The sequence below is a fragment of the Pseudomonas sp. IPO3774 genome (assembly GCF_013386835.1).
In the GTDB taxonomy this organism is placed as follows: Bacteria; Pseudomonadota; Gammaproteobacteria; order Pseudomonadales; family Pseudomonadaceae; genus Aquipseudomonas.
Map to the genome: position 1 here is coordinate 1 of NZ_JACAQY010000024.1, position 25521 is coordinate 25521.

10 protein-coding genes are annotated in these 25521 nt (G+C 62.2%); 4 read left to right on the top strand and 6 right to left on the bottom strand.

Translation table 11 applies throughout. The features are described 5' to 3' along the window. Positions 1 to 111: 111 nt before the first annotated feature. The 3 genes from nfuA to HYE77_RS15605 all read right to left on the bottom strand — a co-directional run bounded on the left by nfuA (position 112) and on the right by HYE77_RS15605 (position 4151). Positions 112 to 696 carry a Fe-S biogenesis protein NfuA gene (gene nfuA / locus HYE77_RS15595; protein WP_003210817.1) on the bottom strand — a complete coding sequence of 195 codons (585 nt, stop codon included), beginning with the start codon at positions 694 to 696 and terminating at the stop codon, positions 112 to 114. Positions 697 to 755: 59 nt separating this feature from the next. Continuing rightward, the gene (locus HYE77_RS15600; protein ID WP_177068961.1) at positions 756 to 1778 is read right to left on the bottom strand and encodes an acyltransferase; all 1023 of its coding nucleotides are present in this window, start codon (positions 1776 to 1778) and stop codon (positions 756 to 758) included. A gap of 81 nt (positions 1779 to 1859) precedes the next feature. Continuing rightward, the gene (locus tag HYE77_RS15605; RefSeq protein ID WP_003210812.1) at positions 1860 to 4151 is read right to left on the bottom strand and encodes a fatty acid cis/trans isomerase; all 2292 of its coding nucleotides are present in this window, start codon (positions 4149 to 4151) and stop codon (positions 1860 to 1862) included. A 164-nt stretch (positions 4152 to 4315) separates the two neighbouring features. On the opposite strand from HYE77_RS15605, the gene metH reads away from it, so the two are divergent. After that, complete coding sequence (gene metH / locus HYE77_RS15610) at positions 4316 to 8026, top strand: methionine synthase (RefSeq protein ID WP_177068962.1); 3711 nt, start codon at positions 4316 to 4318, stop codon at positions 8024 to 8026. 45 nt (positions 8027 to 8071) lie between these two features. Here metH and HYE77_RS15615 read toward each other — a convergent pair whose 3' ends face one another. Then, positions 8072 to 14656, bottom strand: coding sequence for an NEL-type E3 ubiquitin ligase domain-containing protein (locus tag HYE77_RS15615; RefSeq protein ID WP_177068963.1), 6585 nt, complete (start codon positions 14654 to 14656; stop codon positions 8072 to 8074). A 161-nt stretch (positions 14657 to 14817) separates the two neighbouring features. Next, positions 14818 to 21456 (bottom strand): NEL-type E3 ubiquitin ligase domain-containing protein, encoded by a 6639-nt coding sequence (locus HYE77_RS15620; protein ID WP_256347251.1) that lies wholly within the window; start codon positions 21454 to 21456, stop codon positions 14818 to 14820. 141 nt (positions 21457 to 21597) lie between these two features. Between HYE77_RS15620 and HYE77_RS15625 the strand changes: the two genes are divergently transcribed. Beyond that, on the top strand, positions 21598 to 21813 hold the full coding sequence (locus HYE77_RS15625) for a DUF2970 domain-containing protein (protein WP_177040650.1): 216 nt from the start codon (positions 21598 to 21600) through the stop codon (positions 21811 to 21813). Between the two features lie 6 nt (positions 21814 to 21819). On the opposite strand, the gene HYE77_RS15630 is transcribed toward HYE77_RS15625, so the two are convergent. Then, on the bottom strand, positions 21820 to 22899 hold the full coding sequence (locus tag HYE77_RS15630; protein WP_177068964.1) for an ABC transporter substrate-binding protein: 1080 nt from the start codon (positions 22897 to 22899) through the stop codon (positions 21820 to 21822). 449 nt (positions 22900 to 23348) lie between these two features. Between HYE77_RS15630 and HYE77_RS15635 the strand changes: the two genes are divergently transcribed. Continuing rightward, the gene (locus HYE77_RS15635) at positions 23349 to 25007 is read left to right on the top strand and encodes a nitrite/sulfite reductase (RefSeq protein ID WP_003210800.1); all 1659 of its coding nucleotides are present in this window, start codon (positions 23349 to 23351) and stop codon (positions 25005 to 25007) included. Next, on the top strand, positions 24991 to 25485 hold the full coding sequence (locus tag HYE77_RS15640; protein WP_003210798.1) for a DUF934 domain-containing protein: 495 nt from the start codon (positions 24991 to 24993) through the stop codon (positions 25483 to 25485). The genes HYE77_RS15635 and HYE77_RS15640 overlap by 17 nt, the downstream gene beginning before the upstream one ends. Positions 25486 to 25521: the final 36 nt, after the last annotated feature.

Sequence of the window (25521 nt, forward strand, 5' to 3'; positions counted from 1 at the left end):
CCATAAGCGGCCGTTACCGCAACAACGGATATGTACACAACATACCTAACCCAAACCATAAAAAAACGGCGCTCACGGGGCGCCGTTTTTCACATCCGCAGCGAACACCCTTTAGTAGTAGGCGTTTTCTTTCTGCGTATGGTCAGTCACATCCCGCACACCCTTGAGCTCCGGAACCCGCTCAAGCAGCGTACGCTCAATACCCTCACGCAAGGTCACGTCCGCCTGGCCGCAGCCCTGGCAACCGCCACCAAACTTCAACACAGCAATACCATCATCAACCACATCAATCAGGCTAACCTGACCACCGTGGCTGGCCAACCCAGGGTTGATCTCGGTCTGCAGGTAATAGTTGATGCGCTCGTTAATCGGGCTATCCGCATTAACATTCGGCACCTTGGCGTTCGGCGCCTTGATGGTCAGTTGGCCACCCATACGATCAGTGGCGTAATCAACCACCGCATCGTCAAGGAACGCTTCACTGAACGCATCGATATACGCGGTGAAGCTTTTCAGCCCCAACGCCGTATCTTCAGGTTTTTCTTCTCCCGGCTTGCAGTAGGCAATGCACGTCTCAGCGTACTGGGTGCCGGGCTGGGTGATAAAGACGCGGATGCCAATGCCCGGGGTGTTCTGCTTCGACAGCAGATCAGCCAGGTAATCGTGGGCGGCGTCGGTAATGGTTATGGCGGTCATGGAAACTCCTCGCAGGCTTGCCGGCAGTTTACGCCAAATTATTACCGAGGTACAAAGTCCTAGTATTTTTGTCGGGAAAGCACCAACCGTTCGTCGCCATCGAACCAGCCTTTGAGCCGACGATAGCTGCCCTTTTCCAGCCAGTGATAGCTGGCCAGCGACCCAAGGGCGATCAGCACCACGCACACGCCGAGCATCACGTAGGCATTCACCCCATAACGCTGGGCGACAAAACCGCCGGCGGACAACACCAGCACGTGCATCAGATAGACCGAGTAGGAACAATCCCCCATCACCTTGAGCAGTCGGCTGCGCTCGAAATAGCGTTCCATCGAGATACAGGCCACCACCAGCACCGCACTCGGCAAGCCCCAGGTCAGGGCCCGCGGCGATGCCGGCCAGTGATAGATCGCCAGCAATGCCCCCGCAATCCCCAGCAATGGAAGCCACAGCCCGGGGCGAATCCAGCCCTTGCGGTAGAGCATGCCGATGCCTATCCCCAGCAGGAACTCATACACGATGTCCGAACGATAGAAATCGCTGATCCAGCCGAAAGAAGTCCACGCCTGGCACACCGCGAACAACAACGCGCCCACCACCAGCACCCGCCACTGCCGGCGAAACAGCAACGCCCACGCAAACATCACGTAGAAGAGCATCTCGTAGTTCAGGGTCCAGCCGACGTTCAAGGTCGGGTACACCCCATAACCACCGGGATTTTCCGAAGGTATGAACAGCAAGGACATCAACACATGGGCCGCATCGACGCTCTGGTCCGGCAACACCGGCCGCGCAAACACCACCAGCAGCGCCATCAACAGCGTGTAGAACCAGTAGGCCGGGACGATTCGCAGCAGGCGATACAGCAGGAATCGCCAGGGCGGCAGCTGTTTGTTCTCGGTGGAGAGGAAGATCACCAGGCCGCTGATCACAAAAAACACATCCACGCCCGCCGCACCTTTGTCGACAAACAGGTGGCCCAGCGCCGAATCGGCCTTAAAGCCAAAGAAAATCTGCATGAAGTGATGACCCACCACGGTCCAGGCCGCCAGGGCGCGCAGTGCCTGTACTGAAATCAACATCGTCGACCCACTCTCCCAACCCTCGACACCGGTTATTCAGGTGCCTATGGCTTGGGACAGCCGTCGACGGTCAAAGGTCGATCAAAGATTCTCGTAGCGGTTCATGTCCAGCACGCCCTCTTCCACCGGCGTGGTTTCGCGGATGTACTGCGACAGGTCGTGGAAGTACTGCCAGAACTGCGGGTGACTGCGGCGGATGCCCCAGCGGTCGACAATCTTCTCGAAGCGATTGGCGTCCTTGGCATTCTCCATGGCAGCGACAAACTCCGGCACTTGCTGCGCCGGAATGTTGAACATGAAGTTCGGGTAGCTGCTCAGCACCCCGGGATAAATGGTCACGGTGTCCAGGCCCGGCTGATAGCGATAAGCCTCACCGAGCATAAAGGCCACGTTGCTGTGGGCGCGGTTGCGCAACAGGCTGTACATCTCACGTTTGCCGCTGCGGGTTTCGATGCGCAGCATGGTCGCTTCCGGCAACAGGTCGATCACCTTGAGCCCCGCCGCCGGGCGGTTGGTCAGGCGGCTCAGGGCCTGTTCGGCGTCCTGCAACGCAGGGTCAATGCCCGGACGCGAGCAATAGGCGCTGACGCAACGGTTGATCGGGTCCGGGCTGGCGTTCAGGTCGCCGTAGCGGGCCAGCAACTGGTTGGCGAAGTCGCGCTTGGGGTCCTTTTCATCGAGCTTGAGGCCCGTGGGCTTGTCATCGTCGATGGCTTCATAGTCCAGCCACAGCTTGACCTTGCCGCTGTTCTGGTACCAATCGTCAAGGAAGTCATCCCGCGAGTCCGCCGGCATCAGGCGCAGGAAGTTCTGCTCGGCACCGTTGCGGATCAGGTCGAAATACAGGCGCGTCTGGGCCTGATGGGAAACGTTGCCGAACACATCGAAATTCACCGCCAACTGGTAGTAGGTGCGCTCCAGCAGCGGATAGTCGAACAGCCACAGGGTTTGCGGCACTTCACCAATCAAGCCCTTGGTCACCGAGGCGCTGTCGAAGTGACGGAAGATGCTCAACAAGGCGTTGTCGTTGCCCGCCCACAGGCTCGACCAGCTCGGCGGCGGCAGGTCGGCATAACTGTCCCGGCGCAACGCCTCGTACTCGTTGCGCTTGTCGCGGTATTTGAGCCAGAGGCTGAGCACGCTGCCCACATCGTCAATCTGCCCCGGCATCGCCAGCAACGGCGTGGCCTGGCCGCGGTAGCGGGCATCGGTGATATACAGGTCGTGGTCGGGGTCCTGGAACAGGGTCCAGAAGTTGTCGCGGATCACGTCCGTGGCGATCTGGCCCCGGCATACCGGCCCGCGAATAAAGGTGCGCACGAAGTATTCGGCGTTATCCAGCATGAACTGGTAGCGCGCCTTGGCCGGAATCGCCTCGAAGGTCTCGAACGGGTTCGCACGCCGGCCCGGCCCGTAGCCCGGCAAGGCTTGCACCTGCCAGTCATCGGTATAGAACAGCGACTTGATCCGGGCCATCTTCTCGGCGCTGAACGGATAGGTGATGTGAGTCTTGTGCACGATCACCCCCTGCACCGGCCACAGGCGGTAGTACACCTGGGTGCCCGGGTCGTCGTTGGGGCGGCGGGTGTTGATCAGGTCGATCGGCTGCCCGCTCGGGGTGCGCGAGCGTACCCACTGGAAGAAATGCCCCGGTTCGCCGCCTTCAAAGTAGATGTGGGCAAGGAACAGGTGCTCGAACAACCAGCGTGCCACCAGGCTTTCCCGGGCCCCGGGCTGGTTGAACAGGTTTTCCCATTGCTGCACTTGCAAGGCTTCCTTGGCACTCGGGGCCAGGCCTTGTTCGTCGATCGGTGCGCCGGAGGCCAGCCAGCGTTGCAGGGTCTGGTACTGCTGGTCGGTCAGGCCGGTGACGGCCAGGGGCATGCCTTCCTTCGGGTGGTTACCTGCGTAGGCGTTGAACTCTCCCGGCATCGGGCAGGTGTTTTCGCGGCTCAGGCCCAGCACGATGTCGTCGGGCAGCTTGGCGTTGGGCGCAAGCGGCGCGTTATGCCCCAGCTCCAGCATGCGCGCCATCAGTGCGGCCTGGCTGCCCTGGGCGTCGAGTACCGAGTAGAAATCCTTTTGCTGCCAGGCGGCTTTGCCGAAGGCGTCATAGAACAAACGGGTGGGCTGGCTGGCCTGGCTGCGCTCGCCGTCGTACACCGGCACCTTGGTCGCGCCACGTGCGGCGCCTTCGGCACTGCCCAGGTTGAGCTGGCAGGCCGAGTCGTAGCAGGCGTGGCAGGCCACGCATTTCTCGGTGAAGATCGGCTGGATGTCACGGGTATAAGAGATCGCCGGGGCGGGACCTTCTGCCTGTGCGGTAAGGGCGAACAGCGCAAACGCGGCGCTGACGATGAGGCGAAGTGACATGTTTCCGGTCCCGATTCAATGCGTGCAGTGAAAAACCCGTCGATTCTACCGATGTAACGCCCCCGCCAACATGAGCGATATTCATGCAAACCCAGCACATGCTCTAAAAGCGCACAGGTTTGTTATGATCTTCGCCCTCCGTAATACCTGACCAGAGTAGTCCCATGCCCGATCGTAGCGCTCGTCTGCAAGCCCTCCACCAAGCCCTCAAGGAACGCATCCTGATCCTCGACGGCGGCATGGGCACGATGATCCAGAGCTATAAACTGGAAGAGCAGGACTACCGTGGCAAACGCTTCGCCGACTGGCCGAGCGACGTCAAGGGCAATAACGACCTGCTGGTGATCACCCGTCCGGACGTGATCGGCGGCATCGAAAAAGCCTACCTGGATGCCGGCGCCGACATCCTGGAAACCAACACCTTCAACGCCACGCGCATTTCCATGGCCGACTACGGCATGGAAGACCTCGCCTACGAACTAAACGTAGAAGGCGCGCGCCTGGCGCGCAAGATCGCCGACGCCAAGACCCTGGAAAACCCGGCCAAGCCGCGCTTCGTCGCCGGGGTGCTCGGTCCGACCAGCCGTACCTGCTCGCTGTCGCCCGACGTAAACAACCCCGGCTACCGCAACGTGACCTTCGATGAGCTGGTGGAAAACTACACCGAAGCCACCAAAGGCCTGATCGAAGGCGGCGCCGACCTGATCCTGATCGAAACCATTTTCGACACCCTCAACGCCAAGGCCGCGATCTTCGCCGTACAGGGCGTGTTCGAAGAATTGAACGTCGAACTGCCGATCATGATCTCCGGCACCATCACCGACGCCTCCGGCCGCACCCTGTCGGGCCAGACCACCGAAGCGTTCTGGAACTCGGTCAGCCACGCCAAGCCGCTGTCCGTGGGCCTGAACTGCGCACTGGGCGCGAGCGAGCTGCGTCCGTACCTGGAAGAGCTGTCGAACAAGGCCAACACCCACGTTTCCGCGCACCCGAACGCCGGCCTGCCCAACGAATTCGGCGAGTACGATGAACTGCCGTCGGAAACCGCCAAGGTCATCGAGGAATTCGCCCAGAGCGGCTTCCTGAACATCGTCGGTGGTTGCTGCGGTACCACCCCGGGCCATATTGAAGCCATCGCCAAGGCCGTGGCCGGTTACGCACCGCGCCCGATCCCGGACATTCCGAAGGCCTGCCGCCTGTCGGGCCTGGAACCGTTCACCATTGATCGCAACTCGTTGTTCGTCAACGTCGGCGAGCGCACCAACATCACCGGTTCCGCCCGCTTCGCCCGCCTGATCCGTGAAGACAACTACACCGAAGCCCTGGAAGTCGCCCTGCAGCAGGTGGAAGCCGGCGCCCAGGTGATCGACATCAACATGGACGAAGGCATGCTGGATTCGAAGAAGGCCATGGTGACCTTCCTCAACCTGATTGCCGGCGAGCCGGACATTTCTCGCGTACCGATCATGATCGACTCCTCCAAGTGGGAAGTGATCGAGGCCGGCCTGAAGTGCATCCAGGGTAAGGGCATCGTCAACTCCATCAGCATGAAGGAAGGCGTGGAACAGTTCATTCACCACGCCAGGCTGTGCAAGCGCTACGGCGCGGCGGTAGTGGTGATGGCGTTCGACGAAGCCGGCCAGGCCGACACCGAAGCGCGCAAGAAAGAAATCTGCAAACGCTCCTACGACGTCCTGGTGAATGAAGTCGGCTTCCCGCCGGAAGACATCATCTTCGACCCGAACATCTTCGCGGTCGCCACCGGTATCGAAGAGCACAACAACTACGCCGTCGATTTCATCAACGCCTGTGCCTACATCCGCGACGAGCTGCCGTATGCGCTGACCTCGGGTGGCGTGTCCAACGTGTCGTTCTCGTTCCGTGGCAACAACCCGGTGCGTGAAGCGATCCACTCGGTGTTCCTGCTGTATGCGATCCGCAACGGCCTGACGATGGGTATCGTCAACGCCGGCCAGTTGGAGATCTACGACCAGATCCCGGCCGAGCTGCGTGACGCGGTGGAAGACGTGGTGCTCAACCGCACCCCGGAAGGCACCGACGCCCTCCTCGCCATTGCCGACAAGTACAAGGGCGACGGCAGCGTCAAGGAAGCCGAGACCGAAGAATGGCGCGGCTGGGAAGTCAACAAGCGCCTGGAACACGCGCTGGTCAAGGGCATCACCACCCACATCGTCGAAGACACCGAGGAATCCCGGCAGTCGTTCGCGCGCCCGATCGAGGTGATCGAAGGCCCGCTGATGTCCGGCATGAACATCGTCGGCGACCTGTTCGGCGCCGGCAAAATGTTCCTGCCCCAGGTGGTGAAATCCGCCCGGGTGATGAAGCAGGCCGTGGCCCACTTGATCCCGTTCATTGAGCTGGAAAAAGGCGACAAGCCGGAAGCCAAGGGCAAGATCCTGATGGCCACGGTGAAGGGCGACGTGCACGACATCGGCAAGAACATTGTCGGCGTGGTGCTGGGTTGCAACGGCTACGACATCGTCGACCTGGGCGTGATGGTCCCGGCCGAGAAAATCTTGCAGGTGGCCAAGGAACAGAAGTGCGACATCATCGGCCTGTCCGGGCTGATCACCCCGTCCCTGGACGAGATGGTGCACGTCGCCCGCGAGATGCAGCGCCAGGATTTCCACCTGCCGCTGATGATCGGTGGCGCCACCACTTCCAAGGCCCACACGGCCGTGAAGATCGAGCCCAAATACAGCAACGACGCGGTGATCTACGTCACCGACGCCTCCCGCGCCGTGGGCGTGGCGACGCAATTGCTGTCCAAGGAATTGAAGCCGGCATTCGTCGAGAAAACCCGCCTGGAATACATCGACGTGCGCGAGCGCACCTCCAACCGCAGCGCGCGCACCGAGCGCCTGAGCTACCCGGCCGCCATCGCCAAGAAGCCGCAGTTCGACTGGAGCAGCTACACGCCGGTCAAGCCGACGTTTACCGGCGCCAAGGTGCTGGACAATATCGACCTCAACATCCTGGCCGAGTACATCGACTGGACACCGTTCTTCATCTCCTGGGACCTGGCCGGCAAGTTCCCGCGCATCCTCACCGATGAAGTGGTGGGTGAAGCGGCGACGGCGCTGTACGCCGACGCACAGGAAATGCTCAAGAAGCTGATCGACGAAAAACTCATCAGCGCCCGCGCTGTGTTCGGTTTCTGGCCGACCAACCAGGTGCAGGACGATGACCTGGAAGTCTACGGCGACGATGGTCAGCCGATTGCCAGGCTGCACCACCTGCGCCAGCAGATCATCAAGACCGACGGCAAGCCGAACTTCTCCCTGGCCGACTTCGTCGCGCCCAAGGACAGCGGCGTAACCGACTACATCGGTGGCTTTATCACCACCGCTGGCATCGGCGCTGAAGAAGTGGCGAAGGCCTACCAGGACGCCGGCGACGACTACAACTCGATCATGGTCAAGGCCCTGGCCGACCGCCTGGCCGAAGCCTGCGCCGAATGGCTGCACCAGCAAGTACGTAAGGAACACTGGGGCTACGCCAAGGACGAAGTGCTGGATAACGACGCGCTGATCAAGGAGCTGTACAGCGGCATCCGCCCTGCCCCGGGTTACCCGGCGTGCCCGGATCACACCGAGAAAGCCCAGTTGTTCCAACTGCTGGACCCTGAAGCCCGCGAGATGCACGCGGGTCGCAGCGGCGTGTTCCTGACCGAGCACTACGCGATGTTCCCGGCAGCGGCCGTCAGCGGCTGGTACTTCGCTCACCCGCAGGCGCAGTACTTTGCGGTGGGCAAGATCGACAAGGACCAGGTCGCCAGCTACACCGCCCGCAAGGAGCAGGACCTGAGCGTGACCGAACGCTGGCTGGCGCCGAACCTGGGTTACGACAACTAAGTCGTGGCGCGCTGACCCGAGCGCCCAGCCGGCTGGGCGCCCGGGTCAGATCCCCAGATCCCTCCTCGCCCGCCCCGAAAGCCTGAGCGCCAGTGCCTGTTGCTCGGCGAGGTTCTCGGTATCCAAGGCTGCAACTTCGCTCAGGTACTGGGCACTGAGGTCCGGGTGAAGCTCCTCCAGGGCATCGACCTTGACCTGATGCGCCTGCGCCAACACCGAAAACTCTTCCGGGTACAGCTTCTGCAAGTAGCTGACCCAGTACGGGCGTTTGACCAGCTCTTGCATAAACACCGGGGTGCTCTCTCTGGCCATAATGGCGGTATACGCCTGATCGATATTGGCCTGGGTGACCCGGGACAGGTTGCGGTACAGCATGGTGGACGGTTGGTGAGGCAGATCCAGGCGCTCGGCCAGGCCGATGCGGTAGGCCAGGCGAATTTCCGCCGGGTCGATGCTGGGGCTGCGGTTGATCGCTTCACCCGCAATGCGCTCCGCTTCATCGAGACGGATCATGCGCCGGGCCAGGTTGAACAGCGTGGTGCCTTCCTGCTCGGGCGTCCTGACCCGCAGGGCCTTGAACTCATACACGCTGACTTCAAGATCACTGAACAGGAGAATCCAGCCATCGCCGCAGGTCGCCCTCACCTGCATCGCCTGTGCCTGGCCAAACAGTTGTTCGCGCAAGTGCGGGTATTGCTCCGCCGCCTCAAGTACCGCCCACACCCGGCGAGTCAGGTCGGCGCGGTCGTGCAGGAAATCCTGGGCGTTCTTCAACTGGGAAATGATGTAGAAAAAGTATTCGCTGTTTTCGGCCTGCTTGAGCACGCTCCATACCCGGTGGCGGGCCGAATCGGCGGCAATACCCGAGAACCATTGGGCCTTCTGTTGTTCCGGGGTCAAGAGTTCAGGGTGGATATCCGACCCGGAGCTGCTATCGGTACTGTGGTAACTCTCCAGTGCGTCTTCCAATTCCTCGGCCGAAAACCCCAGACCACAGTCGGTCTGCTGCTCGTAGGCGCGCAGGCGTGCCAGATCTTCCTCAACCAGGAGGTTATCGGACAGGTCAGTGCCCCACATCAAGGCGCTGTGCCGGGGCAACAACGCGTCTTCAGGGATGGTTTCGATACGGTTACTGCGCAGGTCCAGGTGGCGCAACTGTGGAGCCTGGAGGACACCCTGCGGCCATGCCAGAAGGTTATTGCCGCGCAGTTCCAATGACTGCAATTGAGGCAGGCTGCTGATGTCCAGAGAGTCCAGGAGGTTCTCAGTCAAGTCCAGACGCTCCAGCGCGGTCAGCCGATTGAGCTGGCCCTGCAGCTCGCTGCGATAGCGCAGTTCGTTATGGCTCAGGTGCAGCTCGGTGAGTGTCGAGCATTCGCCGACGGCGTCGGGCAGGCTCATCAGGCCATTATTGTTGAGAGTCAGGGTACGCAGCTTGGGAAACGCCCGCAGGAACGCATTGGAGCCCTGCTCAGTAAGCTTGACTGCGTTGAGGTTCAACACCCTCACATGGGCCAACGGCTCGGGTAACGCCGGCAGGTCCCCCAGATACAGGTCGTTCAATTGAAGGACCTCGCGCCCATCGCCCGGCGCAACCTCGGGGTGCGCCCGCAAGGTATGGCGCCAACTGTCGATAAGCCTGTCGGCCGCGCGACGACGGTCCACCGCGCTGACCCAGCCGCCCCCCTGGCGATAACCGCGAATATCGATCCAGTCGTTCAACACCCGCACCATACCCCGGTAGCCCGTGCGCCACCGAACCAGGCATGCCTCGACCTCCAGTGCGCCCAGGCCACTGGCAAGCAGTTCGTCAATGCGCCGTACCGCATCGCGCGTGGACAACGCCGGGTCTATTTGTTGCAGACGCTGCGCAGGTGTCTGCCGAACTTCACTGTTGGGCACCTCTACCTCCAGCGCGAGGAGCAGATCGGGACTGTCCGTGACCTCCAAGGGAAAGTATTCCGGATCGCCCCCCGTTCTGCCCTCCGCCAGCCCTTCGCGGGGAATGCCCAAGGGTTTGTCCAGGTAAAAGCTCGGGCCAAAAACCGGCAGCATGGCCGGTGCGACGTTCAACGGATTGTCCTGGTAGGTACGCAGGGCAAAACGCTGTATGTCGGCACAGGCCGGCAAGGTCAGGCGACAGCCACGCACGTTGCTGCTGAGCATCAGCAGGTCATGGCCGGTCAGTGCAGCCTGGGGGATCGTGGTAATAGCGCTGTAGCTCAGATCCACTTGACGCAGTTCGGGTAATGCCAGCCAACCTGTCGGCCAGGCGGTGGTCGCGGTGTGGCTCAGGTTCAGGCTGCGCAGCTGGTTGAGCCCGCTGACATCCAGGGTACCCACACGGTTGTAATCCAGGTTCAACCCTCGAAGCGTGACCAGGGCGCTGAGGCGCTGCTGTATCGCCTCAGTGATCGTCAACTGGTTGTGCGCCAGGTCCAGCTGTTTGAGAGACCTCAACTGCGTCAGGGACGCCGGCAGGTCCATCAGGTTGCTGCGGCTCAGGTCCAGGCCGTGGATTTGGGTGAACTGGGGGAGGAAATCGTTCAATGCCGCCACTGAAACCCGGGTGCCTGCGAGGTTCAAGCGCTGCACGTGGGCAAAAGCTGCGGCCGGCATCAGCGGCAAATCCCCCAGTACCGTACCCGACAGGTCCAGCATGACCCCCTCGGAGGCGGCTGGCGAAGAAGGCCCGGCCACCTCACGGGGGGAGGCAAAACGTCGGTCGAGGCCATCGCGCCAGTAAGCCATGAGCTTGTCTGCCGCACGTTGACGATTGAGCGGGTCCACCGGTCGCCGGTCGACCTCCACTTCCCTGCCCTGCCACTCTTCCAGCGCCTGCTGCAAGGTTGCATGTTCATCCAGCAAGGCGTGCACACGGGTCAACTTGGCATCACTGGTCAACCGATGGCGCCGCAGGTACGCCAAGGCACTGGGCGCAAACGCCGGGTCGCTGTCTTTCAGGCGTCGCAACGCGCCTTCACAATAAGCGTCCACCATCAGCACTTCATCCACCAAATGCCCCGGGTGGTTTTTCACGTGCTGATACACCGGCATGAACGCACGCCGCTCAAACGCTGCCCAGTTGAGGGTAAGGCCACGCCACAGGCGCTCGTGGCCCTCAAGCATTGCCGCCGGCATGGTATTTATCCCGGTCGCCAACAGGTCGAGCGTCTCCAGTTTGTCCAACGTCAGAACACCTACCGGCCACTCTTTCAGGGCGCCCGCCACCCGCAAGGCAAGCAGCTGTTTCAAGCCGCTGACATCCAATGCCTCCAGCGCGCCCGTCAGGGCCAACCGGCGCAACTGGCTTAACGTGTTAAGGCGTTGCAAAAAGACCGGCGAGTAGGTCAGGCCCCAGCCGTCGATCGACAACTCTTCAAGCTTGGGAAACAGCCCAAGGCCCGTGGCAATCGCTTCGACATGGGCGGGCTCGGTGAACACATTCAGGACTTCGGCGTTGGGGAACTGCTGCGCAAGCCTGACGCCCTGCGTGTCCGCCAAGGTTTCACCGCTTACACCCAACCCTCGCACATGGGAAAAATCAGCATCCAGCGCCGGCAAGTTACCGGCCTTGCCCAGTGACAGATAGGCATGGGGTTTCAAGCCCCGGTACGCGCCTTCGCGCCAGCAATTGATCAGGGTGTCGGCCGTATGTTGTGCCCCCGCCTGAGCACTGTTTTGCGTCACCCACTGATCCAGGGTCATGCGTAACCGGGTCAGTTCGCGCTCGCGGTTGCCAATCAACTCATAGATCTGTGGGGGGCGCTGGCCGGCCTGCAACAGACTTTGCACAAACAGCTGGGCCGCCTCATCGCTGAGGTTGGGGTAAACATCGCGAACCCTGGCCGCCAGGGCGGCATTGGGTGCCTGGGCCGCACCCCGGCCGCTCAGGGCATAACCTAATAACCCGCTCGCCAGACGCAACGCCGGGCGAGCCATGGGCGCGCGTATCTTCAGCACGGCGGCCATTTCGAGGCGGTGTGCCGTGGCATACCGTGCCAGGGCTTGCTGCAAATCGACGTCCGCGCTGGCCAGCGGCAAACCCAGTGACTGGCGCAGGGTCACGGGCAAGGCATGGACGATTGATGGATAGAAATTACGACTGCCGGGGACCGGACTGTTAAGAGGAGCCCCCTGCAGGTCGCACGCCAGGAATGTCTCGCCTTTTTTGACCAGGTAACGGCGCACTGCCGCGTCTTCAGGCCCAACTTCAGCCAGCAAGCGCCCACTGGGGTTGTCGGCGCGCAGTTCCAGGCGCAGCGTGGGAGACCAGCCCGGCAGTTGCTGCAAGCAATGCAACGCCAGCCGGTCACTTTCCAGGCTGGCGAGCGCCGGCAGGTACAAGCCGGCCAACGCACTGCTCAGGCGACGTTGCTGTACCGCACGCCGCGCCAGGTTATCCAGGCGCGGCGCAACACCGGTTCGGCCGAGTATCTGCAGGCGTTCCTTATCGCTGGCCGTACTGATAATTTCGTTGATCGCGCCTCGGGACAAAGAAGCAAAGCGGCGCTGCAACACTGCGCCCTCGGGGGACAGGAGTACAGCCTGTGGCGGCGCGCCGCGAAACAACTGCAACGTATCGGCCAGCACGGCAGGCATCGGCAAACCATCTATGTGGACCTTGCGCAACAGGTCATCACTGATGCCGCTGATGTCGCCAAGGGCGCTCAACGTTGCATCGCTGATTCCCTGGGTTTCATGACCCAGGCGCCTCAGCAGGGTCAGGCGGTCCCATTCCAGTGGGCGTTCATGGGTATGGCGCCAGGCACCCGCCTGGTTGTGCTCGAGGATCGGCTGGTACGCAGCCGGATTGTTCGGATGCTGGATCCGCCATTTTCGAGTCCGCGCATCAAAAGCCTTTTCATAAAGGCCCTCACCCAGACGCACGTACATCTTGCCGCCCTGCGCGTACTGACCCTGGGCATTGGGCTTGAGTGATGCATCCAGAACGGTATGACTGCGGTAGGCCGCAAGGTCGGGTTTCCACAGGCGCCTTTCGCCGTTCGGCAACTTCACCGGCACCAGCCCATCGACCCATTTCGACACCTGGATAGCGGGCGCCCGGCCAGCGAGGGCTGCCGCCCCACCCAGGGTAGCCATGAACCCGAGATTCAGCGCCACCGACTCCAGGTGCTCCCATGCCGCATCCATATCGCCCTCCTGCCAGGATTCGATGCCGTGATAGACCTCCAGGCCCAACTGAATCGCCGTGACCGCCAACAACAGCTCCCCCAGGCCGGGCACCATGAATGCGGCCACATTCAATGTGTTCAAACCCATGCTCAACCAGTGAGCATGGCGTGCCTGTGCGGCTTTTCGATCAGCCTCCGCAGTGGGCACCGCCAGGGTTCTGGCATTGTCCTTGAGGCGCTGTACATGGCGCTCGTAGAGCGCGCCGAACAACTCCCCCTCGATCAACCGTTCTCGCCGGTTCAAGTTGATTTGCTCGTCGTAGACCTGCTCCTTGTAGCCTCGCGGGTTCCAGGTGAATGTGTAGAGTTTTTCCTTGAGGCGCTCAAGGAACTGCGGCGCCTGTTGCTGAGGTACCAGGCTGGCAAACAACTGCTGATAGGCAGGTGAGCGCAGGTTCACCGCCAGTTCCTTGTCGAACGCCTGCATAGACGGGTATTCCTTGAGCGGGCACTGCGGCGCGCCCGGAATCCAGGCCACCACCCGCGTATCAGGCGCCACGGGAAGCAGCCCGCTCACACCTGCCCCAGGAAACAAGGGCGGGATCACGGACCGGGTCGGTGCGACACCCGGCCCGATCAGCAGCACCTCCCCCAGCTCGCAGCCCAGGATCGACAGTTGACCGAAACGTACGACCTCGCCATCCAGCAGCGGCCGCGAAGTACCTGCCAGCACTTCACGCAACATGAGAAACACCGCCGGACCGATGTCGCCCTGCGCCCATGCGGCATACAGGCGTACCGTCAGCAGGTCTTTTTGCGCGCGAATCATCTGCTCCCGCACCACGGCCCGAGTGGCAGCGGCATCGAACACCTGCGCCAGATGGGCCTGGTATTGCTGTCCCAGGTCCAGGGTGCGGCACAGGGTGGAAAAGGTTTGTGGGGTCATCGACAGGGTTTCGCTGTAGCGATAACGCGCCGCACGCGAGCCATCCGCCCGCGCCTCGCCGTAGTACTCGGTCAGCAGCGCACCTTCCGGCGCCAGGGCGCTGGTCTGTTCGAGGGCGATATCGGTGAAGTCTTCATCGCCCTCGAAGTTCAGCAACGCCGCCTGCAACAACGAATGCTGCTGCGGGGCCTGGCGATACCGCAGGTAATGCAGCTGGTTTTTGTGGACGTCCGGGGCCTCGCCCATCGCCTCGCGCAACGCCGCTTCCAGCTTGGGCTGGGCGAATTCGACAATGCCTTGCAGCGCGCCAAGGCCCTTGGCCAAGGCTTCGCGGGACTGACGGCTGGCCTTGCGACTGTCATCGAGTGCCTTGTTCAATGCGGGCGAGAGCAGGACCTTGGTGGCAGGCCGCTCCCTGCCGGGCAACAGTCCATGTTTGAGCCGGCGCACATCGACGGGGGCCATGTGGGCAACCCACGTGGGCAGACGTGTCTTGATCAGGGCGGTGTGCAAGCTTTCGTCCGCGAGGGCATTAGGTGGAGTAGACATGTGCGGCTTCCTGAGAACGCTTTAGGGAGGCCCAGTACAGCGAACAGGCGAGCGCCTTCGCAGGTAGATAAATGTTTTTGTGCACCTTGGCGCCGAACCTGGGTAACGACCACTGAGGCGCGGCAGGCCCGTTTCCGGACCTGCCGCCGGGGCACAGGCTGTTATAGCCTCAGTGTTGCTCTCTCCCGCTCGGACAGGCGAATCAGCAGGGCCTGGCGTTGCTCAATCCTTTGCTTGGCCAAGACCACGGCTTGCGCCTCGTACTGCGCACCAAACGCCGGATAGCGATCCTCCAGGGCTTCAGCCTCGCGGGCCTGGGTCTGGGCCAGCGTCGTAAAGTCAGCCGCGTATTGCTTCTGCACGTAATCGACCCAGTACTGGCGCGTGACCAGATCGGCCGTGAACGCCTCGGTCGCCTCCCGGCCGATGATGCTGGCGTAGGCCTGGTCGATATCGGCCTGTTTCACTTGGGAAAGGTTGCGGTACAGCATGCCGGACGGCTGGCGCGGCAACTCCAGGCGTTGGGCCAGGCCGATGCGGTAGGCCAGGCGAATTTCCGCCGGGTCAACACTGGGCTTTAGGCTGACCACGCGGCTGGCGGTGGCTTCAGTCTGTTCCAGGCGGATCATGCTTCTGGCCAGCTTGAACAGCGCCGCGCCTTCTTTTCCGGGCTCCACGGTTTCCAGGGCCTTGAACTCATAGACACTGACTTCAAGGTCGCTGAACAGCAGGATCCAACCGTCACCGCAGGTCGCGTTGATCCGCATGCCGCGAGCCTTGCCGAACAGTTGCTCGCGCAACGCCGGACGTTGCTCGGCGGCCTCCAGCACCTCCCATACCCGGCGCGTCAACTCAGGGCGGTCGGTGATGAAGTCCTGGGCGTTTTTCAGCTGGGAAATGATGTAGAAGAAATCCTCACTGTCGTCAGCGCTCTTGAGCGACTCCCAGACTGCGTGTTTGCTGGAGTCGGCCGCCACGCCAGCAAACCACTGGGCCTTCTGTGCTGCGGGCGTCAGCAGCTCCGGATGCAGCTCACCGCTCAGATCCGCTTCCTCGTGACTGGTACTGAGGAGGAAGCCATCGAGCTCGCGATCAATTTGCTCCCGGGTATAGCCCAGGCCGAACCCCGTTTCCTCGAGGAAGTCGCTCAGGCGCTCGAACACGCGTTCTTCCAGCCCATTGTCCGTCAGGTTGGTGTTGCTCATCAGGAGGTTGTGGCGAGGTAACAGGGCATCGTCCGGGATGGTCTCGATCTGATTATTGCTGAGGTCGAGGGTGCGCAGTCGCGGCAGTTCCAATGCCCCGGCCGGCCATTCCTCCAGGACGTTGTTGTGCAGGTCCAGGTTTGTCAGCCCGCGCAGGCCGCTGACATCCAGGCTGGCCAGGGTGTTTTCGCCAAGGTCGAGCCATTCCAGCGCACTTAACGGGCCGAGCAGTGCCTGTAGCTCCACAGCGTCGCGCAAATCATTGTAGGTGGCTTCGAGATGAGTCAGCGCCGTGTATTGGTTGATCACCTCGGGCAGGTGCGCCAGGCCATTCTTGTTGAGCACAAGCCGGCGCAGGTGGGGGAAACTGCCCAGGAACCCATTGGACCCCTGCTCCGTCAGCTTCACCTCGGTGAGGTCGAGCACGCTGACGTGGCTCATTGAAGCCGGCAACGTCGGCAGGTCGCCCAGATACAACCCGGACAGGTCCAGTACCTCGCGCCCGTCCACCGGCGGCACCTCGGGCCGGGCACGCAGGTTGTGGCGCCAGCTTTCAAGGAGCCGGCCGGCGGCACGACGACGGTCGAGGGCACTGACCCAGCCGCCCCCCTCGCGATAACCTTCGATGTCGATCCAACTGTTCAACACCCGGCTCAAGCGTTGATGCTCGGCGCGCAACTGCACCAGGCGTGTGTCGACGCCGGTGGCGCCCAGGCCGGCGGCCAGCCATTCATCAATGCGCGCCACCGCCTGGGCACTGCTCAAGGCAGGATCCAGTTGTTGCAGGCGCGCCGCCGGAGTGAGGCGTGCCTGCGCGTCGACGTTCTCGACGTGCAGGGGCAACAGCAACTGGCCGGGGTCGTCGGTGACCCTGACCGGGAAATACTCCGGATCGCCGCCGGTCCGGCCGATGCGCAGCTGTTCCTGGGGAATGCCCAGCGGCTTGTGCAGGTAGATTTCCGGCCCCACCAACGGCAGTAATTCCACATCAAGGCCCAATGGATTTTCCCGCAGGGTGCGTTGCGCAAAGGCCAGGATGTCGGCGCAGGCCCGGGCAGTCAGTCGGCAACCCCGCAGGTTGCTCTTGAGCATCAGCGTGTCGTGGCCGGTGAGCGCCTGGGCGGGCACCCGGGTGATAGCGCTGTGGCTCAGGTCCAGGCTCTCCAGGACTGGCAAGTCCAGGACACCCTCGGGCCATTCGGTGATTCCAGTGCGGCTGAGGTTCAAGTGGCGCAAGGCGTTGAGGCCACGCAGATCCAGGCTCGCGACACGGTTGTATTGCAAGTCCAGGGTTTCAAGAGCCGTCAGGCGGCTCAAGCGTTGCTGGAGGGACGGGATAATGCTCAGTTGGTTGTGGGAAAGATCCAACTGGCGCAGGGCGGTGAAGTTGTCCAGGGCCGAAGGCAGCTGTGCCAGGTTGCTGGCACTGAGGTTCAAGTCTTCAATGGCGTTGAATGCGCCGAGAAAGTCATTCAGCGCCTCAATGGAAACCCGGGTGCCGCTCAGGTTGACCTGTTTGACATGGGCGAACGCGGCCGCCGGCAACCCGGGCAAGTCGCCCAGCACGCCCCCCGACAGGTTCAGTGTGGCGGTCGGCAGGTTGGAGCGCGCCGACATGCCCGACGGCGCAAGCCGCGGCCCCAGGCCTTCACGCCAACTGTCCAGGAGCCGCTCGGCGGCGCGCTGGCGATAAAAGACATCCACCTGCCGGCGGTCAACCCGCAACTCCCTGGCCGCCCACTCCTGCAGGTCCCGGCTCAGGGCGAGCTGTTCGTCGAGTACCTGGTGAGTGCGAGCCAGTATCTGTTCAGTGGTCAGACCCTGCTGCCGGAACTGAGAGACAACGTCTATGCCAAACCCCCAGTGCACATTTTTCAATCGGTCCATCACGCCTTCACAGTAACCCTGCACCAGGGCTTGCTCATTGAGCAGGTGAGCCGGATTGCCCCGCACATGTTCATACACCGCCATGAATTCCCGGCGGTCAAACGCGGCCCACCGCAGGTTCAGGCCGCGCCACAATCGTTCATGCCCGATGAGCATCGACGGGGGGACCGAACGGATGTTTGTTCGCCACAGGTCGAGCCTCTCAAGATGCTCAAGTGACGTCACCCCCTGTGGCCACTCCTGCACCGAGCCCTCCATGCGCAGCGAGCGCAAGTGCGTGAGAGGACTGACGTCCAGGTTTTGCGAAAGCCCCGCGACGGACAGGTTGTGCAAGCGCTCCATTGCCCCCAGGCGTTGAATGAAGGGGACCGAATAGGCCACGTCCCGACCATTCAACGTCAGTTGGTTGAGATCGACGAAGCGGTTCAGCCCGTCGACCAGTCCGGTGCCCGGCGTTGCATCAAAGAACACCGCAAGGTGTCGCACCCGGGAAAACTGATCGGCCAGACGCACGCCCTGATCACCCAACAAAAGCTCGGCATGTGCGCTCAGCGCCTGCACATGGGAAAAGTCTGCACTCAGGCGCGGAAGGTCCGTCACGCTGCCCAACGACAGAATGCTCTGGGGCGGCCGCTCGCGGTAAATGCCCTGGCGCCAGCATCCTATGATGTCGGCCGCTACCCGTTGTTGCTGGCTGGCCCCGCCCGCCTGCCCGGCAGCAGCGGCGGTCCACTGATCAAGCTCTGCCTGCAACAGGTCAAACTCACGCTGGCGGTTTCCCAACAGGGTGAAGACCTGTTGGGCGCTTTCACCGGCCTGCAATCGGCTCAGGACAAACTCGCTGGCCTGCTCGACGCTCAGGTTGGGATAGAGCGCCTGCACCCTCGCCGTCAGCGATGCATCCACTTCAAAGCCTTTGCCCCGACCGCTCAACGGGTAACCCAGGACGCCCCCCGCCCCCGCCCCCGTCAACACGGGTCGCGAACGCGGTGCGCGCAGGCCGAGCACATCGGACATTTGGCTACGGCGGCGGGTGGCATAACCGGCCACCGCTTGTTGCAGTTCCCGGTCCAGGGTCGCCACGGGCATGTCCAGGCCAGGTCGGGCCGCAGCGGGGATCGCATGCACGACGGACTGGAAGAAATTACGCCGTCCGGTGGCCCGGCTGTTCAGCGCGACACCGCGCTCGTCGTAAGCCTGGAAGGTTTCGCCTTGCTTGACCAGGTACCTGCGCAGCGGCGCATCTTGCGGGCCAATGCTGTTCAGTAACGGCCCGTCGACAGCCTGAAAGCGCACTTCCAGGCGCAGATTGGTGGGCCAGCCCGGCAAGTGTTGCAGGCAATGCAGGGCCAGGCGGTCAGTGTCGGCACCGGCGTCGGCCTGACGATGCAGCCCCGCCAGGGCACGGCTCAGGCGGCCTTGTTGGACTGCGCGGCGAGCGGCATTGTCCAGGCGCGCCGAGGCTCCACGCTGACTGCGCAGTTGCAAGCGCTCCTGTTCGCTGGCGGTATCAAGAATTTCCTGGATGGCTCGCCTCGACAATCCAGGGAAGCGCCGTTGCAGCACCGCCTCTTCGCCAGCCAGCGGCGCCGTATCCGCCACTGGCTGGCTGCGGAACTGCTCCAGGGTATCGGCCAGCACGGCGGGCAGCGGCCTGCCTTCGATATACGCCTTGCGCAACACGTCATCCTGGACCCCACTGATATCCCCAATAATGCCCAGTGTCGTATCAGAGAATTCTTCAGTGGCAGGCCCCAGTCGTCGCAACAGGGTCAGGCGGTCCCATTTGAAGGGCTGCTCATGCACATGCCGCCAGGCACCGGCGTTGTTGTGTTCAAGGATCGGTTGGTAAGCCTCGGGATTATCCGGGTGTTTGATCCGCCACTTGCGGATTCGGCTGTCGAAGACCTTTTCATGCAGGTTTTCGCCGATACGCACATAAATCTTGCCGCCTGTCTCGTACTGGCCCCGGGCATTGGGCTTGACAGCCGGGGCCAGCACCACCTCGCTGCGGTACGGCGCCAGGTCCGGTTTCCACAGCCGAGCCTCACCACTGGGCAGTTTGACCGGTACCAGGCCATCCACCCAGCGGGACACCTGGATTTTCGGCGCGCGACCGGCCAGGGCCGTCGAACCGCCGAGGGCGGCCATGAAGGCCACGTTCAGCGCCACCGACTCCAGATGTCCCCAGGCGGCATCGATGTCGCCTTCCTTCCACGCCTCGATGCCATGGTAGACCTCCAGGCCCAGTTGCACAGCCGTGACCGCCAGCATCACCTCCCCCAGGCCGGGCACGACAAAGGCCGCCACGTTCAGCACATTCAAGCCAATACTCAGCCAATGTTCGTGGCGTTCCTGGGCAGCCTTGCGATCCGCCTCGGCGGTGGGTACGGCGAGCGTTCTGGCGTTATCTTTCAGGCGTTGCAGGTGGTTGTCATAGAGCGCTCCGAACAGCTCGCCACTGATCAGGCTTTCGCGGCGCGCCAGGTTGATGTTCGGGTCGTAGACCTGCTCCATGTAGCCTCTGGAGTTCCACTCGAAGGTAAAGAGCTTGGTCTTCAGTCGTTGCAGGAAAACCGGGGCTTCGTCTTGCGGCACCAGGCTGGCAAACAGCCGCTGATACTCCGGGGAGCGCAGGTTGATCGCCAGTTCCGCCTCGAACGCCTTTATCGACGGGTATTCCTTGAGCGGGTACAACGGCGCACCGGGGATCCACGCCACCAGCCGCTGGTCGGCCGCGGCCGGCACCAGCAATTCCCCGAGCGAGGCGCCGGGCACCAGCACAGTGCCCCAGCCCAACGGCTGCCGGGCATCTGCCATCGCGCCGACGCCCGGCCCGATCAGTACGACTTCACCCACCTTGCAGCCGAGAATCGCCAATTGGCTGCAGGCAACGGGCTTGCCATCCAACTGCGGCCGTTCGGTACCGGCCAGCAAGGCGTTGAGCATGGCATAGGCACTGTCGCTGACTTCGTTCTTCATCCGCGCCGTGTGCAGCCTGACGGCCAGCAGTTTCTTGTGCGCGTCGATCATCTGCTCGCGCACCACGGCCTTGGTGCCCGCCTCCTCGAACACTTGTTGCAAATGCGCCTGGTATTGCCGGCCCAGGTCCAGCGTGCGGCAGAGCGCGGCAAACTGGTCCGGGGTGACGGCGAGCTTTTCGCGGTAGCGATAGCGGGCCCGGCGTGAATGGTCGTTCAGAATTTCGCCGTAGTACTCGGTGAACAACGCCCCTTCGGGGGCCAGCGCGCTGGTTTGCTCAAGGGCGATATCGGCAAAGTCTTCATTGCCTTCAAAGTTGAGCAATGCTGCCTGCAACAGCGAATGCTGTTGCGGCACCTGACGGTAACGCAGGTAGTGCAACTGGTGCTTGTGGACGTCCGGTACCTCACCGAACCGTTTGCGCCAGGCGTCTTCCAGCAGCGGCTGGGCGAACTCGGTGATGCCCTTGAGGCCGTCGAGAGTCTTGGCCAGCCGCTCGTGGGCGCGGCGACTGGCCAACTGGCTGTCGGCGAATGCCTGGCGCAACCCCTGGGGCGCGTTACTGAGCCAGGCAGGTGGTGCATCCTCGGGGACGCGCCCGGGCAGCAGGCCCGGCTTCAAGCGTCGGATGTCCGCAGCCGCGCTGCGGGCAATCCAGCCGGGCAAGCTGTTCTTGATCAATGCGGTGTGTAGCCCCTGCTCTGTCGGGGCGGGTAAGGTTGGCATGCGCTCGTTCCTGATGACTCTGTTAAGGAGTCCCAGTACAGCGAACGGGCCAACCGCCAGGGCGGTAGATAGCTACAGCCGGTGTTTTGCGGGAACTTGGCTATCCTCATCCATGGGTTTGATCCCTACCGCGAGGCCTTTATGGACGATTCCAACAACAAGCCACCGACTTTCTGGCAGATGCTTCACAGCGTGATGGCAGCCGCCTTCGGGGTGCAGAGCGGGAAGAATCGCGCCCGCGACTTTACCCATGGCAAGCCCAGCCACTTTGTCATCCTGGGTATTGTGTTTACCGCCGTGTTTGCCTTGACCCTGTTTGCCATCGTCAAGCTGGTGCTGCACCTGGCCGGTGTTTGAAGCCGGTCAATGCATCAGCAGTTGCAGGCTGAACGGGTAGCGATAGGTGGCTGGCTTGCCCTGGGCTGACAGTGCTCGAAAGTCGACGCCGTAGTCCTCGCGCCCCTGCATCTCTAAAAGGCGCGTGGCGTGTGGCGGATCAATCAATCGAAAGAGCCCAAGCTTGCGCTCACGCCCACCGTACTGCGCCATGCCCAGGCCGCGGGCATCGTCATGCAGCACCACCATCGCCCAGCCGCCAAGGGTGAAATGCCCGGCCACCAGCACACTCAGGCGCCCCTCAAGGCGCGCCTGCAACGCTTCGGGCGAACTGTTGACCGCGCTGAACAACACGTCCCTGCCCGGCGTGCGCCCGCTGCCTTTGAGTGCATCCATTGCCCCCAGCGCCATTTCATCGTTGGCCGCCCACACCAGCGCGGTCTGCGGGTAGCGTTTGAATAACTGCGTGGCCTGGTCGAAAGCGCGCTGGCGACTCCACTCGCCATACACCAACTGGCGCAGGCGCACCTGCGGATGATCCGCCAGGGCGCGCTGCAAGCCCCGCTCGCGCAGTTGCGCGGCGGGAGTGGTCTTGGCCCCGGAGAACGCGATCAGGTCGAGGGTCTGGCCGGGGGCGACAGGCCCATGCAGGCGCAACAACTGGGTGAGCATCAAGTAGCCCGCCTGTTCGTCGTCGGCGACCATGCTGCCGATCCAGTCAGGGTATTTGCCAGCGTCCAGCAGTTGAGTCTGGTCCGCGGTCAGCGCGTTGTTGACGATCAGCAGCTTGACCCCGCTGCCCTGGGCCAGGCGCAAGATCTGCGGGGCAATGTACTGCTCGTTGACCAGCACCAAGTAGTCCGGGCGCTCGGCGCCTTGCAGGGCTTCACGGGCCTGCACCAGCGTGGTCTCGGGGTTGCGCTCGGAATAGCGCACACGCAAATCCAGGCCGAGGTCCCTGGCGGCGGCCTGCATGAATTGCGCGTAGCTGACCCAGAAGGTCTCGGTCGAATTGCCAGGGTTGAGAAACACCACCGACGTCGCCTGGGCGATGGCCCAGAACGGCATGCTCAGCACCAGCAAGCACTTGCAGAGAACCTTCAACATCGTTGCCTGAGCCCTTCGGAATGACGGCCCATGATAATGGCATCAGGCCGGTCAATCTCGGCTAATTGCCGATTGTCGACAACAAGGCTCGATAACGCCCTTTTATTGATGGCTGACCCAGAACACGGCAGTGGAAACCACCAGGATAATCAAAAACAGAATGGCCCACGCATCGACACTGCTGTCACTTTTGCGCGCTTTGGTCGGATTGCTCATAGCATCGCCTCTTGTCGGTTTTATAGGTGATTGCACAAAGACACGAGCACAGTAAAGTTCATGATTGCCCGCATGACAAATGTGGGTATCGCGATAACCGTTCTCATTAGGCCATTTGGTTATTTGCATATACTCAAACATCACTTTTGCGCATAAACGCAAACTGGTATCGTGCGCCGGCTCCGTTGGGAGTGCGCGGCCGTGCGCGCAGATTTGCCGAGAACAGGACCTATATGTACGTATACGACGAATACGATCAGCGCATCATCGAGGACCGCGTCAAGCAGTTCCGTGATCAGACCCGACGCTATCTGGCAGGTGAACTGAGCGAAGAAGAGTTCCGCCCTCTGCGCCTGCAAAATGGCCTTTATGTTCAGCGCTTTGCGCCGATGCTGCGGGTTGCCGTGCCTTATGGCCAACTGACTTCCCGTCAGACGCGCATGATGGCCAAGATTGCCCGCGACTTCGACAAGGGCTACGCCCACATCAGTACTCGCCAGAACGTTCAGTTCAACTGGCCGGCGCTGGAAGACGTGCCGGACATCCTGGCTGAATTGGCCACCGTGCAGATGCACGCCATTCAGACCAGCGGTAACTGCCTGCGCAACGTGACCACCGACCAGTTCGCCGGCGTTGCCGCTGACGAGCTGATCGACCCCCGCCCATGGTGTGAAATCGTCCGTCAATGGACCACCTTCCACCCGGAATTCGCCTACCTGCCGCGCAAGTTCAAGATCGCCATCAATGGCTCGACCTCGGACCGCGCCGCCATCGAAGTGCACGATATCGGCCTGGAGCCGGTGCACAACGCGGCGGGCGAGTTGGGCTTCCGTGTGCTCGTCGGCGGTGGCCTCGGTCGTACGCCGGTAGTGGGTGCCTTCATCAACGAATTCCTGCCGTGGCAGGACCTGTTGAGCTACCTCGACGCGATCCTGCGGGTCTACAACCGCTACGGCCGTCGTGACAACAAGTACAAGGCCCGGATCAAGATCCTGGTAAAAGCGCTGACCCCCGAGGTGTTCGCCCAGAAAGTCGACGCCGAGATGGAACACCTGCGCGGCGGCCAGACCACCCTGACCGACGCCGAAGTGCACCGCGTTGCCAAACACTTCGTCGACCCGGACTACAAGGCCCTGAGCAATCAGGACGCCGCGTTGGCCGAGCTCGATGCGCAGCACCCGGGTTTCGCCCGCTGGCGCACCCGCAACACCCTGGCCCACAAAAAGCCGGGCTATGTCGCCGTGACCCTGTCGCTGAAACCTACCGGTGTTGCACCGGGTGACATCACCGACAAGCAACTGGACGGCGTCGCCGACCTGGCCGAGCGCTACAGCTTCGGCCAACTGCGCACCTCCCACGAGCAGAACATCATCCTCGCCGATGTTGAACAGTCTCAACTGTTCACCCTGTGGGGCGAGCTGCGCGAGCAGGGTTTTGCCACGCCGAACATCGGCTTGCTGACCGACATCATCTGCTGCCCGGGCGGCGACTTCTGCTCCCTGGCCAACGCCAAGTCGATCCCGATTGCCGAATCGATCCAGCGCCGTTTCGACGACCTGGACTACCTGTTCGACATCGGCGAGCTGGACCTGAACATCTCCGGTTGCATGAACGCCTGTGGTCACCACCACGTCGGCCACATCGGCATCCTGGGCGTGGACAAGAAAGGCGAAGAATTCTACCAAGTGTCCCTGGGTGGCAGCGCCAGCCGCGATGCGAGCCTGGGCAAGATCCTCGGCCCGTCCTTCGCCCAGGAAGCCATGCCTGACGTGATCGGCAAGCTGATCGACGTGTACGTTGAACAGCGCACCGAAGATGAGCGTTTCATCGACACTTACCAGCGCATCGGCATTGACCTGTTCAAGGAGCGCGTCTATGCAGCGAATCATTAAGAACAACGAAGTCCTCGACGAAACCTGGCACCTGCTGCCCAAGGACGCGAGCTTCGATGGCATCTCCAACTGCGACGACCTGATCGTGCCGCTGGCCCTGTGGCGCGAGCACGCTCACGCCCTCAAGGCCCGCGACGGCGGCCTGGGTGTGTGGCTGGACGCCGATGAAGAAGCCGAAGAGATCGGTGATGACGTGGAGCACTTCCAGGTCATCGCCCTGAACTTCCCGGCCTTCACCGACGGTCGCAACTACTCCAACGCCCGCCTGCTGCGTGACCGTTATGGTTACAAGGGCGAGCTGCGGGCGATTGGCGATGTGCTGCGCGACCAGTTGTTCTACCTGCGCCGCTGCGGGTTCGATGCCTTCGCCTTGCGCGCGGATAAAGACCCGTATGAAGCGCTGGAAAGCCTCAAGGATTTCTCGGTGACGTACCAGGCCGCGACGGATGAACCGTTGCCGTTGTTCCGCCGCCGGTAACCGCTGGAAGTCGTTTAAAAATACCCCTCATTGAGG